This window comes from Ruegeria sp. AH3, assembly GCF_056536265.1.
The window spans coordinates 133,016-147,496 of sequence record NZ_JBQFJL010000003.1 but is presented as its reverse complement, the minus strand read 5'-3'; the positions used below and the strand labels follow the sequence as shown (position 1 = coordinate 147,496).

Here is a 14,481-nt window from a genome sequence, read left to right as displayed (position 1 = left end):
ATTTGATGACAACCGCAGAAAGGTAGATCACCGCCGTATACGTTAGCCAATTCAAACCCCACCAGATCTAAGGCTGTGTCGCAAGAGCGGGTTTTTTGGGACCATATTCTGTCCGGGATAACTACGATTTAGCGCTCGTAGCCAATGTCGTGTTTGACGCGCCGTGCCACAGCATCGGAGCGAATTCCAATGACCGCTACGGGCCGCAGAAAACATCTGGCCCTTCTGGTACAACCTACCGGCTCCTTAAAACCTCCCTCGGACTAACGCCTAGAGTTTGTCGGAACATATAGCTGAACGCGCTCATAGATTCGTATCCCATATCGAAGGCAACCGAGGTTACGCTCTTACCCGCCGCGAGCAGTGATACGGCATGCAAGACCCGTGCATGGCGCAACCATTTCGACGGTGGCATGCCTGTTTCTGCGATGAACAGTCGTTCGACGGTCTTTCTGCTCGCGGAGACGCCTGACAACCAAGCTTCGACTGAGCGAATACTGCCTGGGTCGTTGAGGGCATCACGCGCGACGCCGAGTAGCCGCGCATCTTTCGGCAAAACAAGTGAGAGCGACACGTCCTTCGCTGCGAGTAGCTCGTGTCGAAGCAAGGTCTGCAGCGCTGTGTTGTGCTTAACTGTTCGTGTACTTGTAGCTTCTGGCATCGCCGCAACAAACAATGCATCCAGAAGTGGTGTCATGGCCACGACCCGGCAATCTGGCCCAAGCCACTCTGCCTCTTCGCGATTGACATCGACATAGTGCATGACGTTGTTCGCCCCATAGCGCATCCAATGTTCTTTGTCCGGGGGAATCCAGATCGCCATAGCCGGACTGAGCAGCAGGACCCGGTCCGGGGTTCCGACATACATCGACCCTGAGGCCGCGGAGATGAGTTGACCAAAATCGTGGGAATGCCAGTCGTAGCATTCGCCTGACGCTGGCTCAATCGTTTCCCCGAGATAGCGGGGTCGATCAGATGTTGTCAGCTTGCTGTCCTTCATTGACGAATCCTCGATAACAATCGTCTCCCTGTCGACAGACAGACATATCACCCTTCGCTAACAATCGCCAATCAGTCGGGCACCGTGCCTGAAGTTTCGCACTCAATGGGTTAGGCACTATGACAGAACGATCTCTGATGGCCTGGTTTGCCGCAGGACACTTCGCCATCGACTGGCCAATCGCAGCGCTATGGTTGATCGTGCCGGCCGCTGGCCTCCACATGGACCTTTCCCCCGCTGAGGTCGGTCTACTGTTCACGCTGCTCAGCGTTGGTGGCGCTTTGGCCTATCTGCCTGCGGGCCTCATCGCAGATCGGGTGTCGAGCCGTGGTCGTCTTCTTGTCGGCACCTTTTTCTGGGTCGTCGTGGGATATGCGCTCGCAGCACAGGCGCTAGGATTTTGGAGCCTTGCGATCCTTCTGGCACTCGCTGGGATGGGCAACGCGGCCTGGCATCCGATTGCAACCGGAGTACTGACCGGCGACAACAAGACAACGCGCGCCCGCGCTTTGGGAATACATGCGGTTGGAGGGTCTTTTGCGGAGGTGTTCGCGCCACTGTTGATCGGGTTGCTGTTATCGGTTGTGGATTGGCGCGTTGCTCTGGCGCTTTCGGTACTTCCAACCGCCTGTGTTGGCGTTTGCTTTTTGTGGGTCGCGCGGGCGGTTCCTTTATCCGAAGCTTCGCGTATCAGTAGAAAGGAGCTATTGCTGCTTCTGAATACATGGCGCAGTCTAAATGGGGTTCGCCTCGTTGCCATGGTCTCATTCAATAACATGGCACTGATTGGTCTGATGAGCATGATCCCGCTCTACTTGGCGACGGTTCACGCACTTGCACCCGGAAAGATTGGGGTTATCTTTGCAGCTATGCTTGTGGCCGGGGCGCTCGCCCAGCCGTTGGTTGGATCAATTTCCGACAAGCTCGGCCGCTTTCCGGTACTCGCGACTGGAAACGGGTTTGCTGCCCTGGCTATCGGTTTACTGGTGTTCGAGCCCCCGTTCTTGGTCATGATTGCAATCATGGCCTTTGGGGTTGCCTCGCTGGACGCAGTTCGAGCGACAATGCTGGCAGCCGCAGTTGATCACTCGGATCGCAACGAAAGTACGACGCTGGGTTTCGCGTTCACTTTGCTGGACGGGGTAGGCGCGTTTGGAGCGGTTTTGGCCGGGATCGTCGCTGGCATATCCTGGGGTGCCATGTTTGGCCTTTCTGCGGCGCTTGCCGGCGGTGCGGCCGTTCTTGCCATCGGCACTCTGCCCGCTTCAGCACGACCCAATGATCTTCCATCAATTGATCCGCTTGGTAGAAATCGCATGACCATCGAAGAGGCTAAGGCCGAACATGCGCGGCGATACTGGTTAATATGATCAAATGCGCGAACCGCCGCGACTAAACGCGCCAAGCGACGAATGGGAACAAATCACAAGGATGCTTAACTATGATTGCCTACATCACAATAGGTGCCGATGACATGAAGAGCGCTGAACGCTTCTACTCCGCGTTTCTGCCAGATCTCGGATATCAGCTGGAACACTATCACGGTGACCTGAGCTATGCGCTTCCTACAAAGCCGGGGCAGGCGCCAAACCTCCCTGAGTTCTATGTCAAATCTCCTTTTGACAGGCAGCCCGCATCAACAGGAAATGGCACGATGGTCGCGTTCGAGGCGCGCAGTCAACAACAGGTTCGTGATCTTCATGCCGCTGCACTTGAGGCGGGTGGAAGAGACGATGGAGCGCCGGGCTTCAGAGAGGCCTACGGACCGAACTTTTTTGTCGGCTACCTGCGCGATCCTCAAGGCAACAAGATCGCGTTATTCTCCAGCGATCAGAGCGAACCAGGAAGAGACGGATGAAGGAAACTGTCTGGTTGGGCAGGCAATACAACGATGGGCTTGGCCTCGGTCGCATCGTTTGCTATCTACTTTGCACGGTCGGCAGAAACCGAGGCGTCGCTGCTCCTCTGGGAGAGCTAAACCTGCCAAACAGATCGAACGGCAATGCATTCACTAACACAGTTGAGAGCGCCGCTTCGTTAAGCCAGCGACCGACGATCCAGCATTGGCGCTTGATGTGGAAGCCCCATGCCTAAAATCTCTCTGCCGTTACACGCGGACGACTTGACCGTGTTTGTGCGATCCCTCGCCAAGCAACTCGGTGACGCAAGCCCGCCGCACCTCGTGCTCATGAATATGGCTGCGCGTGCCGCAGGTTTTCAAAACGTCCAACACATGCGCTCGGTCCATGCCGCTGGTCAAAGGCTTGCACGCGCAACCAACGGGCAAACTGTTGATGCGAGAGCCGTTGAGCGCGCCTTGCATCAATTCGACGCCAGCGGATGTCTCCTTCGCTGGCCGTCAAGACGCAGCGTACAAACTCTTGCTCTCTGGGCGCTCTGGGCAAGGCTCCCACCGGCACAGTTGATGATGGAGCAGGAAGTCAACGAGCGTCTGAATCTCGAACACGCGTTCAAAGATCCAGCAACCCTGCGGCGAACAATGATTTCTGCCGGGCTTCTGACGCGTCAAAACGATGGTACCGACTACCGACGCATCGAACAGGAGCCGCCAGTCGAGGCGAAAGCTCTCATTCAAGCACTGAACGTGCGGCGCCGAAACCGTGCGTCAAAAGCAGAGGAGGTCGGCCATGCATAGAGGATCTTGCCTTTGCGGCGCCGTAAAGATCGTCGTCGAAAGTGACCTGCCGCGCCCCACCGCGTGCCACTGCCAGCAATGTCGCAAGCATTCCGGTCATTTTGAGGCCTCCATAGATATTCCCCGTACGGCACTTCGGATCGAAGGCGAGGATGCAGTGCGCTGGTACCAATCTTCTGAAAAGGCGCGACGGGGCTTTTGCGGCACCTGTGGATCAACACTGTTCTGGGATCCGATCCACCATGACTGGACGGCTGTCGCCATGGGCGTATTCGATGGTCCAACGCATACGTCCCTCGCGATGCATATCTTCGTGTCCGAGAAAGGGGACTATTACGAGTTCGCAGACGGACTCCCTCAAAACGAACGTTAGCGCGAAGCAGAATTGGTTTTCGGAAACAGAGATGAGACAAAAGTTGATTTTGCTGACAGGCTGTTCTGGTGGCGGGAAGTCAACGTTACTTCAGGCCCTCGGCGAGCGCGGACACGCCACGGTGACAGAGCCCGGTCGACGGATTGTTGCGGATGAATTGGCCCGATCGGGTCACGCTTTGCCGTGGGTCAACATGCACGCATTCGCATTGCGTGCCATTGAGGTTGCAAGGAGCGACTTGCACGCAGCGCGTGAGTTAGAAGGTTCTGTCTTTTTTGATCGCGGGTTGGTCGATGCAGCTGTTGCTTTAGCGAGTTCCGGCGGACAGGACCTATCAGAAACACTCGGAAAAACGCGGCAATATGCGAAGCAAGTTTTCGTGGCTCCGCCATGGAAAGAGCTTTTCACGCAGGATGGTGAGCGCAGACACGACTTCTGCGCAGCAGTTCAGGAGTATCACCGTATTTTGTGCGCACTAGATACCCTTGGCTACTTGAGAACGGAGCTGCCAAGGGTATCAGTGCAACAACGCGTTGAATTCGTTCTGAGCATATGCGGTGCAGCTTAAACCAGTGGTCCGCTTCTAACCCATCAAGCTCTCGACTTTGCACCCGCAGCGAACGGCGGCAGTACGGGCTGCACCGCAGCGAGTATCTGTATGGGCGAAGGTCGGCTAAGGGCCGTCCTCGGTGGCAGTATGACATGGGGCAAGGGACTTGCCGCACCTGCTCCGATGTCGGCATCGAGCCCAAATTGTCGATTGCTGCGGAGTAGTGTTAATGTCTGCATACGATGCTCTGGAATCCGAAATGACCAAACACCCCAGTCAAGCGAACGATGAAAGGCCCGCCATTCTCTGTGTTGCAGGCTTTGGTGACAATGCGAGCATGTTTGAAAGTATGGCTGACACCCACCTCGCCAACAGCTATCGTTTGCTACCTATTAATCTTCCGGGATTTGGCGCTCAGCCTCTGGCAAAGAAAACAACTCTCGAAGCACTTGCGCAAACCGTCGCCGACGAGGCGAACAAGCACGGAGCCGAAATCATTGTTGCTCATTCGGTTGCTTCAATCATAGCTTCGCTGGCTGTCAAAAGGGCAAGCTGTCCTTTGACAACCATCATTTCATTAGAAGGTAATATCACTGCCGAGGATGCTTATTTTTCTGGAACTGCTGCCGACTCCAGTGATCCGTTTGCGTTTCGTGAGGCGTTTCTTGAGCGGCTTGATGAAATGGCGAAAACGGCACCAATCATTCGACGGTATCGTAGTGAAGTATCGAAGGCCGATACTCTGGCGCTGTGGCAACTCGGGACAGACGCGCGACATTTTTCAGCAGACTGCGTGCCCGGCGAGCTTTTGCAGAACGCGGCAAATGTGATTTATCTCTACAATCCTGACAACTGTCCGTACAGCACCGTCCGTTGGCTGGAAGAAAACAAGATGGATCGGATCGTTCTCGAAAAGGCCACACACTGGGCGAGCGTTGATCAACCCGAAAGGCTTGCAGAAATGATCGCTTAGGCACTCCACCGATAGACGAATACAGCCGTTCACAATTGGATAGATGAAAGCTGGCTTTGTAATGGTTTTCCGCAAGAACCGGGTCGCGGTGTCGGGGTCACGTAAGCTAATCCGTTAGGTGACAGTTAGTGACGGAACCAGAAGACATGACAAATCGCCCCATGCCAGCAATGGATTTTACAGCAAGCGTCATGCTGCTTCTGCTCGCGGCTGTTTGGGGCGGGTCGTTCTTCTTCGGCGAGGTTGCACTAACTGAAGTGCCACCGCTGACAATAACGTTGCATAGGGTGATCTGGGCAGTCCCTATTCTGGCACTCATCGTCCTATTCAAAGGATTGAGTGTTCCACGTGCCCCTCAGGTATGGGGAGCTTATCTCGTTATGGGAGCGCTCAACAATGCCATCCCATTTTCGTTGATCTTCTGGGGGCAAACGCAAATAGACAGCGGGTTGGCCTCAATCCTCAACGCAACAACAGCAATGTTTGCAGCGGTCGTGGCTGGCTTACTTCTGAAGGATGAGCCGCTGACTCCGAAGAAAATAGCAGGTGCTGCCCTAGGTATTATAGGGGTGGCCTTCATTATGGGGCCAAGCGCATTAACTGAGTTTAATCCTAGCAATCTGGCACAGCTGGCTATCCTTGGGGCGACGCTCTCTTATGCTTTTGCTGGGGTCTGGGGCAGAACAGCTCTTTCGGGCCAACCACCACTTGTAAATGCACTTGGTATGCTGATCGGCAGCACAGTGCTTATGATCCCTATTGTTCTTGTGATGGATGGCCCTCCAAGCTTCGCTCTGTCTGCTGGTGTATGGGCAGCGCTTATTGGGATGGCCGCTCTATCAACAGCGCTGGCCTATGTACTTTATTTCGCAATCCTTGCGCGCGCCGGAGCCGCCAATCTTCTTTTGGTTACGCTGCTGATCCCACCGTTCGCTATCGGTCTTGGTGTCACGTTTCTAGGTGAAAAGATGGAGCCGGAAGCTTGGGTCGGGTTTGCCATCATTGCTCTTGGCTTTGCTGTAACCGACGGTCGGCTTTTTTCCCGCTTTGCCAGGCACAAGCCCCAAAAAGTAGAATGAGGCGCTTTCTGGAATACTTTTTACAAGCACATTAAGGAGTGACGATCCCCGTCGTCACCAACAGGCCCGGCCAAGCGTCGGGTCTATTTTTAAGTAGCGGACATTCAGCGAAGACAAACGAATGGCGGCAAAGTCCGCAGACTGTGAGTTGGAACAGACACAAATTTTGGCAGTGCAGCGAACGGCCGCAAAGCGGGTTGCGATCGCAGCATTTGAACACAGTGCTCAAGGTCGGCTCTGGGCCGTGGGGTATGTCGTGGAAATCAGGGCAGGGGCTTATGCTGCGTTTTCTCCAAGATCAGCGCTGAGCCCAAAATCGACGGATGCTGCGGTCCGCGCTAAAGTCGGCAATGCGCAGAAAACAGACATTAAAGTGTTTTATGGCGGCACATTTGAGTCATCGACCTAGCTGGTCGTTGTCTGGAATGGTGGGCGTTAAAGCAACGAGTTCCAATTTTGGAGGATTCTTGGCTTACGGGTTTGAGTCTATAGACGGCTTAGTTCCTAAAATTAAACTGCACGCATACCGCTACACCGCTTGCGCCAAAGGCAATGGGTTTGCTGCACAACACTGATCTGTCTGATCGCATTCAGGCGCAGCATGCCTTGAGAACTGTTTTTGGTTTTTTAACGGTAGGCATCAGGCGGTGTGGCCAAGACTACCCTGTCACCGCTTGTCCCATACGTTGTACTCGCGCATCGAAACCAGTGTTTTGTAGCCGGATACAGGACTGTCATTCATATAGGCCGTTGCGAACTCGTCAAATTCCGTCATGGAAGAGCAATGCAGGATAAGGACGATATCGTCGTCGCCCGTAACCCATAGCATTCTGTTCACTGTCGGGCTTTTTCGAAGGTCGCGACAGAATTCATCCATTGTTTTTGGATTGTGCCCTTCGATTGAAAGCAGGACTACAATGACCAGGGGGCGATCTTCTAGCTTTGGCGAAACAATTGCAACTTCGCGCTCGATCGCGCCAATTTTTCGCAACCGCTGCACGCGACGCAGACAAGCGGCCGAAGATAAGCCGACATCGCCGGAAAGCTGATCGCCGGTCCGACGACTGTCCACCTTCATAAGCGCAAGAATGCGCCTGTCGAATTCATCAACTTCTTCCATAATTCGACACCCAATAAACGGCTCTACTGCGGAAATCTCGCAGAGATCGCGAGTGGATGCGAGATTTTAGTGCGATGGCAGTGCGTTTTGCGAGTTCGCCGCTTCGGCAATTGTTAGGTCTTGTTTGCCAAAACGAAGGAGGCAAACGGGATGATTGTTGGAACGAAACACAATCCACCTAAAGTTCGAAACCGGGATAAACGTGCTTTTTTTGTACTTTTACGGCTATGGCTAACCAAGCTTTGCACCGCTGCAGACGTTCGCACATGAAACGCGGTGCGATTGCAATTCTGCCGCTTGCACTGGCTGCATCTTTCTACGGATTCGCATTCGGGATTCTGGCTGCACAAGCAGGTTTCACTTGGTGGAGTGTGGGCGTACTCAGTGCTTCCGTATATGCAGGATCATCGCAGATCGTCGCCGTCGAACAGCTTTCCACAACCGGCTCGGTTATTGCAGCAATCATCGCGGGGGCGGCGCTCAATCTGCGCTATGTTGCAATTGTTGCGTCCCTGTCAGAGGTTCTGGACGGTCTTTCCATCAAACAAAAACTACTCGCCATCCATCTGGTCAGTGATGAAAACTGGGCACTGACGATGGCGCAACGGGAAAGATCACCCGATGTTGGAGCGGCATTTCTTTATGGTTCTGGCCTCGTCATGATAGGTGTATGGGTCTTGTCCACCACGATGGGCGCTGCGGTCGGAAACGCGCTGCCTGGCCTAGAGCGCTACGGAATTGGCTTTGCATTCACGGCTGCATTCATAGCGATGACTTATGGGCTATGGCAAAGAAAGTCACAGTTGCTACCCTGGTTGACCTCGGCAGTATTCGCCTTGGGAACCTGCAGTATTGGCGTCTCTTCCGCGTTTGGAATTTTGGCCGGTGCCTTCGCAGGATTAGTCGCAATTTATCTGCAGAAAGTTCTGCAGGAGGAGCACCCATGACCTCGGTTCATTTGTATTTTATCGGATTTCTGGCGATAGCGACGATAATGGTCAGAATATCAGGGCTCGTTGCCGGCCAATGGATTCGACGATCCAAGCATTCCTGGATCCTGAAAGAGCTTCCTGGGTTGATCCTTGTCAGTCTGGTTGCGGTGTCGCTTGCAAATGAGTCTGTGGTTGGTTGGATCTCGGCGGTAGCGGCTCTTGCAGCAACCTATTTCACAAACAACGTTGTCATCGCGATGTTGTTTGGCGTGTTGGCTTTCAATGGCGTCGGTGTCTTTATCGGCTGAAGTATGAACCAACCTTTCAGACGAAGGCTGCGAGAAAGCCTCGCGATGAACTTTTGGCCAAGGTCCGCATTGGGCCGCTCGTTTCGGCACGAACTTTACTGACTTATTAGTTGCTACGGGTACTTCAAAATTGGCAAATTGCCCAGACTAGTTATGACTCAACTGGCATCAATTGTTCCCTTCGCCCAGCTGATTGTCACTCACTTCAACTACAGGTTTCGGGCTTAATGCTGCCGCCCTGTCTTATCTCTCCATCCTCCAGGATGTCGGCTCTTAAGCCGCCACGATGAACAAGACCTCGGAGCATGCCGGGCGGCGTCGTTCTTTGCAGCCATGCGCACGGTTCCGCCAGCCGAGATCCCTGGCACAGGATGCCGCCAACCCGAAAGCGTTGACCCATTAAGGCATTGAGATCGATACCGCGCGTCACAATGTTCCTTCGAGCGTCCACGGCTGACATCTCGACATCGTGTTCCGATGCCAAAAACTCTATTGCTTCTGCTTCAATGAGCGTGAGAGCCTGACCCCAACGGCCTTCGCTCTGGAAGTGTCCCTTTCCGAGTGCGTAGCGGTCGCCGTCAATGCCGACGCCTGCAATAAGGCGCGCCGATGACAGCAATTCTCCGGGTGCGCCGGAGTCTGCAAACCGGAAAATTGCTTCGATGGTCCCTTGCTTTTCATCGCGGCTGGGCAGAGCCAATGCAGGGGGGGCGATGACCCAACCCTCCAAGACATCTCCACATCCACTCATGATTCCTTCTGGCACCCAGGCCACACCGGATGGCGTACCCGCCATCGCAACATACCCATCACCGCCCTCAAGTCGCCCGATCCACCATCCGGCCCATTGAAAACACTCGGGCGCGCGGACAGGGATAAGAGCAAGGTTTTGAGCGGCCAGCCAGTAACCGATTTTCTCTAGCCCAAGGTCATCGGGCGCAGCGGGAATTTCGTTCAAATCAGCGCCCAGAATTTGGGCCAAACAATCCGAAAAAGACTTGTTTTCGGAGGACCGGATAGAGGATGGGAAAGTTGTCTTTTTCATAGCTGAAGATATCCAAACTTAGATCGCAAACGACGAAAAACTCCGAGCCAGCATCAGGAAACACCTTCCGCGATCAGAAAATCTGCATCTGCATTTGCCTGCCTAATGGCGCGCGCAGCGCTGTATTCGGGAGAGTTATAGCATGCCAATGCCGTGTCGAAGTCCTTGAACTCAACCACCACATTTCGGTCACGTGAGGCACCTTCAAGGGCGACGTATCGACCTCCACGCACGTGGAATTTTGCATCGAACTTTTCAAAAGCCTCTAGCGCGGCTTCAAGATACTCGGGATATTCACTGTTGTTGTGTACGGCTACCCGCACAATCCAATACCCTTTTGGCATTTTTGTTCCTCTTTTGATTTAATGTATTATGTCGCTTGCAGGGGCGATCATGGCAACGTCTGCATTGGGTGAAATGTGGATTTGGCTTTCCAGGACATGTGCGGGGTCTTGGTTGTCCATTTCGTTCTCCTGAAACTCGAGATGTGGCTTTCAGTGCGTTTTAATGCAGTGGCGCCATCGACAAAAACGAGTTATTTTGATCTAAAAGATCGATTTCGGAGATGGATAGATGGAGCTTTCCGATTTGCGGGTTCTTCGCGCGGTCGTGCACGAGGGCGGCGTAACACGCGCTGCAGAGCGTCTGGGTCGCGTGCAATCCGCAGTTACAAGTCGCATCCAGCAACTTGAGGGTCGATTGGAGACGACGCTCTTTATCCGACAAGGTCGTAAGATGGTTCTTACCCCGGCTGGCAAGATTCTGATGGAGTATGCCGAGCGACTTCTGGCGCTGGCTGAAGAAGCAGAGGACGCACTGCATTCGGACAAGCCAACAGGCGTCCTGCGTATCGGATCGATGGAAAGCACCGCGGCGGTTCGCCTCCCTGGACCGCTTGCTACGTTCTCCGAACGTTTTCCCAGTGTGATTCTGGAGATGCAGACGGGCAATCCTGTCATGCTTCTCGATGCTTTGATGCAAGGTGAGATCGACGCTGCCTTTGTCGCGGAGCCTGTTCCGGAGAAGCGATTTGACCAGATGACAGCTTTCACGGAAACGCCGGTCCTTGTGACGTCGGATACACATGCACCGATTGGAGGTAAGAATGGCTGCCCTCGAACAGTATTGGTTTTTGAGCATGGATGCCCCCACCGCAAGCTTCTTGAGCAATGGTATGCGCAACAAGCAGATGTTGCTGAGCGCACAATCCAAATGGGTTCTTATCATGCCATGCTGGGCTGCGTACTGGCTGGAATGGGTGCGGCACTCGTTCCGTACAGCGTCATTGATACCTTTCCATCGGCTCGTAGGCTGCGGGTCACGCATCTGCCGGAAGGGAGCAACACGTTGCGAACAAAGCTGGCGTGGCCGAAGGGTAGATTGTCGCCCAATGTCGCAGCGCTAAAAAGTGCCATCAAAGATCATTGCGACCAAGCCCGAAACTTGGAGCAACAAACAGACTGTTGATACGAGAATGGCTACGGAGATGTTTGGCCATCTTTGCGAACTCACACCGCTACGGCGCTCTGAGCCGCGCAATCGCCGAGGGTTTGATCGATAGAAGACACTTGACCGAGATAGACGCGCTCACCGGCGTTGTGCCGAAATTAATAGGCAAAACAACGATAGCGTGCTTGTCAGGTTTTGGAATTCAGGACTTAACTACCGTCAATACGTTTTGTAGCAAATTACAATCTGTTTCAGACAGCAAAGAACGCAGTTTCAAGTAGTTATTCTGAGGTCTAATACCGCTGGCGTGCTGATCGGGAGAAACCATGCGGAAAACCATTGTGCGCCCTGAGTTGTTGGTCATCGTATTTGGGGCGGTTCTGTTAAATACTGTTCCAATTTGGGTAGGTAGTTTGGCTCGGGCTCACGTACTCACCGACACTGCCTCGGGACTTCATGCAAGTTTGCTCTTGCTCTCCGCTGCCAGCACATGTGCTGGCTTCATACCTTTTCTGAATGAGCGGTTTTCAACGGTATTGGCGTTTCTCGCGCTAGTGACCCTCTCGGCCGGAGCCCACCTTTCTGTATTCGTGGCGACGGTAGCATGTGGGGCTCTTGGTCTGGCACTAGGCGCTCTCAGTCGGGGGGCACTTAGTTGCGTGTCCCAGGACCCACGACGGGTGCGTCAGTTGAGTGTCGCTCTGACTATCGGGCTTGGTTTGTCCCTTTGCGTCTACCTTGTTGAGCCGTTGCTTCGGGTTGGTCCATTTCCGGTTTTGACGGTTCTTGCAGTCATCCTCTTTGTACCGCGATGTGAAGTTTCCAAATCGCGCCTGCCAATCCGATCCGAGATGGTTCTTTCCGGCACCACACTTCGAATGGTCCCGTTTTTCGTGATGATGGGGGCCTATTGGACGTTTCTGGAGCTTTTTGGACAAACCATCGGTTCGGCCGAGGCGATGTCATACTGGCTCTTGGGGAGTTTGGTAGCGAGCGCCGTTGGATCGTGGATCGCTGGAGTGGTTCCAGTGTTTGGGACAAGAATTGTGCGCGACGTGTCCTTGTTGGCGGCGGGGATTTCCGGCGCTGCAAGCTACGTGACATCCGACATGCTCGCACTGGGACTCATGATCCTTGCAAACGGTTTTGCGTTGTTTCTGTTCTTTCCGCTTTACCTTGGCCTGGCGGGCGCGCGGGCGACAGAGGCAATGGCAATTTACCTTTTGGGTTTTGCCTTCGGTGGCGTCGCAGGGGCGCTGATCATTTCGCTCGGAGGATACACTCTGCTTGCCGCGACTATTCTTGTTGCTGCGTTTGCGGCATTGTCACGATCGCCTTTTCGTCGGGAAGATTGACTATGAGCCCTGCCTTGCGCCATCCTTCAAAAGCCTTGTCGACCAATGGCCCTGTGAAATGATTAAAGACCATTTCTTCGGGAACGTGATCTTCGAAGTCCGGCAATATCCCCAGCAGTGCGTCGCGTGCGGCCTCCGCCTCTCTCAGATTGCCTAGTTCCGCGTGAAACCATGCGAGGTGTGCATGGTACCAGGGGAATCCGTCCATCGGGACTTTTTCGATCTCCAGAAGCGCGGCCTGCCAGAAATCGCCAAGGGCAAATCGCCAGGCATGGGCATAGTGATACCAGCCGGGGTGAATGGGGCTTAGGTCAATCGCTTGATCAAGCAAAGGAATTGCGCGGTCAAAATCACCCAAAAAGGCATGGCAATGCCCGATTTCGGCGAGGATATCGGCATGTCCCGGATTAAGTTTGAGGGCCGTGTCTGCGGACGCTCGAAAGCCCGGAAGATCGTGTGTGTGGAACTGGCAAAGCGCCAACACCATACGGGCGAACCCGCTTTGAGGATCGCAAGCGACCCCCCGCTGCGCTGCTGCCAAGGCCTGGTGTGGGGCGTCGATACCGGGACGTTCGTTCAGGTGATACCGCCGTTCTTCCAGCAGAACATGCGCATACGCGGCCCAACCGTCGGACGAGCCTTGATCGACTTGCAGCAGCATTGGCAAAGTATTGCGAAGTTCCAAGTGTAGCTGCGGGTCGTAGGTTTTATAGAACTCATAGAACTTTGCGACCGCCGCGTAGACGTCCCAGGTTTTCGATTGCCCAGTGACCGCTCGCTGCCGGATGCGGTAGCCGAGATCACCGTGCTGGGACCCGACGCGACCGGCGGTCAACAGTCCAATCTCGTTCTGCAATTCAAAGATGTCCTGCGGCTGCGCGGTTCGGTCAAATTGCTCGATCAGGGCAATCTCACCCGAATAGGCGTCGCTGACTTGAATGGTCACCCGCAGTCGCTCAGAGGATCGGCGCAAACTGCCTTCCAGGATAAAATCGACGCCATAATATTCAGCAATACTTGCGTGATCCATCCGGTTTTCATGAATGTGCAGGCCGGTGAGTTGCGACAAGACGCGCAGATTACGGAACCGTGTCAGGTTTGAAGTGATTTCTTCGCTGAACCCGTCGGCGATTTGTTGGTCGTCTTCTTGCGCACTGAGGCTGCGAAAAGGCAAGACGATCATGCAGGGCAACTGCGATCGCGCATTCGCGCCACAGGCGATGGGTTTGGCGACTTCGGACAGCCGAAATCCGACCCCATGCACGGTCTTGATCACTCTTTGAACATTGCCTGAGTCCCCGACGGCACGCCGTGCCTCTTTGATCGCCGTCGAGAGTGTTGCATCCGTGATGATACGCCCGTTCCAGACTTGCTCGATCAATTCGTCCTTGCTTACGATTTCTCCGCCCGCCGCGTGCAGCGCGCGCAATATACCGAGAGTTTGACGGGTAAGCGCCGCCGTGTGACCGCCCCTGAGGGTCGTCATCTGATCAAAGTCGATCTCGGTATCAGCGATCATGATTCTCATGGCCGGGCTAGAATCCTCTAACTTCTTACCGAATAAAAGCACGATCTCAGGAAATTCTCAGACTTCTCTCAAGCTCTGCGTGTCAACGCAGCGTAGGTCCACTCTCAACACCT

At 54.3% G+C, this 14,481-nt stretch carries 17 protein-coding genes; 12 read left to right on the top strand and 5 right to left on the bottom strand.

Annotated features, from left to right (window positions below):
• Nucleotides 1-235: 235 nt before the first annotated feature.
• On the bottom strand, nucleotides 236-1,000 hold the full coding sequence (locus ACR3EM_RS22085; protein ID WP_480473210.1) for an AraC family transcriptional regulator: 765 nt from the start codon (nucleotides 998-1,000) through the stop codon (nucleotides 236-238).
• Between the two features lie 119 nt (nucleotides 1,001-1,119).
• Between ACR3EM_RS22085 and ACR3EM_RS22080 the strand changes: the two genes are divergently transcribed.
• The 8 genes from ACR3EM_RS22080 to ACR3EM_RS22045 all read left to right on the top strand — a co-directional run bounded on the left by ACR3EM_RS22080 (nucleotide 1,120) and on the right by ACR3EM_RS22045 (nucleotide 7,040).
• On the top strand, nucleotides 1,120-2,370 hold the full coding sequence (locus ACR3EM_RS22080) for an MFS transporter (protein ID WP_480473208.1): 1,251 nt from the start codon (nucleotides 1,120-1,122) through the stop codon (nucleotides 2,368-2,370).
• A 71-nt stretch (nucleotides 2,371-2,441) separates the two neighbouring features.
• Nucleotides 2,442-2,858 carry a VOC family protein gene (locus ACR3EM_RS22075; protein WP_480473206.1) on the top strand — a complete coding sequence of 139 codons (417 nt, stop codon included), beginning with the start codon at nucleotides 2,442-2,444 and terminating at the stop codon, nucleotides 2,856-2,858.
• 228 nt (nucleotides 2,859-3,086) lie between these two features.
• Nucleotides 3,087-3,656, top strand: coding sequence for a DUF2087 domain-containing protein (locus ACR3EM_RS22070; RefSeq protein WP_480473204.1), 570 nt, complete (start codon nucleotides 3,087-3,089; stop codon nucleotides 3,654-3,656).
• Nucleotides 3,649-4,029, top strand: a complete 381-nt coding sequence (locus ACR3EM_RS22065; protein WP_480473202.1) for a GFA family protein — start codon at nucleotides 3,649-3,651, stop codon at nucleotides 4,027-4,029. The genes ACR3EM_RS22070 and ACR3EM_RS22065 overlap by 8 nt, the downstream gene beginning before the upstream one ends.
• Before the next feature lie 31 nt (nucleotides 4,030-4,060).
• Nucleotides 4,061-4,597, top strand: coding sequence for an AAA family ATPase (locus tag ACR3EM_RS22060; RefSeq protein ID WP_480473200.1), 537 nt, complete (start codon nucleotides 4,061-4,063; stop codon nucleotides 4,595-4,597).
• A 211-nt stretch (nucleotides 4,598-4,808) separates the two neighbouring features.
• Nucleotides 4,809-5,552, top strand: a complete 744-nt coding sequence (locus ACR3EM_RS22055) for an alpha/beta fold hydrolase (protein ID WP_480473198.1) — start codon at nucleotides 4,809-4,811, stop codon at nucleotides 5,550-5,552.
• 128 nt (nucleotides 5,553-5,680) lie between these two features.
• On the top strand, nucleotides 5,681-6,631 hold the full coding sequence (locus ACR3EM_RS22050; protein ID WP_480473196.1) for a DMT family transporter: 951 nt from the start codon (nucleotides 5,681-5,683) through the stop codon (nucleotides 6,629-6,631).
• A 121-nt stretch (nucleotides 6,632-6,752) separates the two neighbouring features.
• Nucleotides 6,753-7,040: a hypothetical protein gene (locus ACR3EM_RS22045; RefSeq protein WP_480473194.1), complete on the top strand. Its 288-nt coding sequence runs from the start codon at nucleotides 6,753-6,755 to the stop codon at nucleotides 7,038-7,040.
• A 258-nt stretch (nucleotides 7,041-7,298) separates the two neighbouring features.
• Here ACR3EM_RS22045 and ACR3EM_RS22040 read toward each other — a convergent pair whose 3' ends face one another.
• Nucleotides 7,299-7,751 (bottom strand): Lrp/AsnC family transcriptional regulator, encoded by a 453-nt coding sequence (locus ACR3EM_RS22040; protein WP_480473193.1) that lies wholly within the window; start codon nucleotides 7,749-7,751, stop codon nucleotides 7,299-7,301.
• A gap of 266 nt (nucleotides 7,752-8,017) precedes the next feature.
• Between ACR3EM_RS22040 and ACR3EM_RS22035 the strand changes: the two genes are divergently transcribed.
• Entirely contained in the window at nucleotides 8,018-8,698 is a 681-nt protein-coding gene (locus ACR3EM_RS22035; RefSeq protein WP_480473191.1) for an AzlC family ABC transporter permease, read from the top strand.
• The gene (locus ACR3EM_RS22030) at nucleotides 8,695-8,991 is read left to right on the top strand and encodes an AzlD domain-containing protein (protein ID WP_480473189.1); all 297 of its coding nucleotides are present in this window, start codon (nucleotides 8,695-8,697) and stop codon (nucleotides 8,989-8,991) included. Before ACR3EM_RS22035 ends, ACR3EM_RS22030 begins: the two co-directional genes overlap by 4 nt.
• Nucleotides 8,992-9,196: 205 nt before the next feature.
• Here the strand turns inward: ACR3EM_RS22030 and ACR3EM_RS22025 are convergent, their stop codons facing one another.
• Both ACR3EM_RS22025 and ACR3EM_RS22020 read right to left on the bottom strand, forming a co-directional pair.
• Nucleotides 9,197-10,036, bottom strand: a complete 840-nt coding sequence (locus ACR3EM_RS22025) for an MOSC domain-containing protein (RefSeq protein ID WP_480473187.1) — start codon at nucleotides 10,034-10,036, stop codon at nucleotides 9,197-9,199.
• A gap of 53 nt (nucleotides 10,037-10,089) precedes the next feature.
• Nucleotides 10,090-10,380 (bottom strand): DUF1330 domain-containing protein, encoded by a 291-nt coding sequence (locus tag ACR3EM_RS22020; protein ID WP_480473185.1) that lies wholly within the window; start codon nucleotides 10,378-10,380, stop codon nucleotides 10,090-10,092.
• Between the two features lie 229 nt (nucleotides 10,381-10,609).
• Here ACR3EM_RS22020 and ACR3EM_RS22015 point away from each other — a divergent pair, with 229 nt between their 5' ends.
• Together ACR3EM_RS22015 and ACR3EM_RS22010 are read left to right on the top strand one after the other, a co-directional pair.
• On the top strand, nucleotides 10,610-11,503 hold the full coding sequence (locus tag ACR3EM_RS22015; RefSeq protein WP_480473183.1) for a LysR family transcriptional regulator: 894 nt from the start codon (nucleotides 10,610-10,612) through the stop codon (nucleotides 11,501-11,503).
• A 308-nt stretch (nucleotides 11,504-11,811) separates the two neighbouring features.
• Nucleotides 11,812-12,840 (top strand): MFS transporter, encoded by a 1,029-nt coding sequence (locus tag ACR3EM_RS22010; RefSeq protein WP_480473181.1) that lies wholly within the window; start codon nucleotides 11,812-11,814, stop codon nucleotides 12,838-12,840.
• On the opposite strand, the gene ACR3EM_RS22005 is transcribed toward ACR3EM_RS22010, so the two are convergent.
• Nucleotides 12,782-14,368, bottom strand: coding sequence for a winged helix-turn-helix domain-containing protein (locus ACR3EM_RS22005; protein WP_480473179.1), 1,587 nt, complete (start codon nucleotides 14,366-14,368; stop codon nucleotides 12,782-12,784). The two genes, ACR3EM_RS22010 and ACR3EM_RS22005, sit on opposite strands and share 59 nt — an antisense overlap.
• Nucleotides 14,369-14,481 lie beyond the last annotated feature (113 nt).

Coding starts and splice junctions, on each gene's coding strand:
- ACR3EM_RS22085 (WP_480473210.1), bottom strand. CDS start 1,000: ATGAAGGACAGCAAGCTGACAACATCTGATCGACCCCGCTATCTCGGG.
- ACR3EM_RS22080 (WP_480473208.1), top strand. CDS start 1,120: ATGACAGAACGATCTCTGATGGCCTGGTTTGCCGCAGGACACTTCGCC.
- ACR3EM_RS22075 (WP_480473206.1), top strand. CDS start 2,442: ATGATTGCCTACATCACAATAGGTGCCGATGACATGAAGAGCGCTGAA.
- ACR3EM_RS22070 (WP_480473204.1), top strand. CDS start 3,087: ATGCCTAAAATCTCTCTGCCGTTACACGCGGACGACTTGACCGTGTTT.
- ACR3EM_RS22065 (WP_480473202.1), top strand. CDS start 3,649: ATGCATAGAGGATCTTGCCTTTGCGGCGCCGTAAAGATCGTCGTCGAA.
- ACR3EM_RS22060 (WP_480473200.1), top strand. CDS start 4,061: ATGAGACAAAAGTTGATTTTGCTGACAGGCTGTTCTGGTGGCGGGAAG.
- ACR3EM_RS22055 (WP_480473198.1), top strand. CDS start 4,809: ATGTCTGCATACGATGCTCTGGAATCCGAAATGACCAAACACCCCAGT.
- ACR3EM_RS22045 (WP_480473194.1), top strand. CDS start 6,753: ATGGCGGCAAAGTCCGCAGACTGTGAGTTGGAACAGACACAAATTTTG.
- ACR3EM_RS22040 (WP_480473193.1), bottom strand. CDS start 7,751: ATGGAAGAAGTTGATGAATTCGACAGGCGCATTCTTGCGCTTATGAAG.
- ACR3EM_RS22035 (WP_480473191.1), top strand. CDS start 8,018: ATGAAACGCGGTGCGATTGCAATTCTGCCGCTTGCACTGGCTGCATCT.
- ACR3EM_RS22030 (WP_480473189.1), top strand. CDS start 8,695: ATGACCTCGGTTCATTTGTATTTTATCGGATTTCTGGCGATAGCGACG.
- ACR3EM_RS22025 (WP_480473187.1), bottom strand. CDS start 10,036: ATGAAAAAGACAACTTTCCCATCCTCTATCCGGTCCTCCGAAAACAAG.
- ACR3EM_RS22020 (WP_480473185.1), bottom strand. CDS start 10,380: ATGCCAAAAGGGTATTGGATTGTGCGGGTAGCCGTACACAACAACAGT.
- ACR3EM_RS22015 (WP_480473183.1), top strand. CDS start 10,610: ATGGAGCTTTCCGATTTGCGGGTTCTTCGCGCGGTCGTGCACGAGGGC.
- ACR3EM_RS22010 (WP_480473181.1), top strand. CDS start 11,812: ATGCGGAAAACCATTGTGCGCCCTGAGTTGTTGGTCATCGTATTTGGG.
- ACR3EM_RS22005 (WP_480473179.1), bottom strand. CDS start 14,368: ATGAGAATCATGATCGCTGATACCGAGATCGACTTTGATCAGATGACG.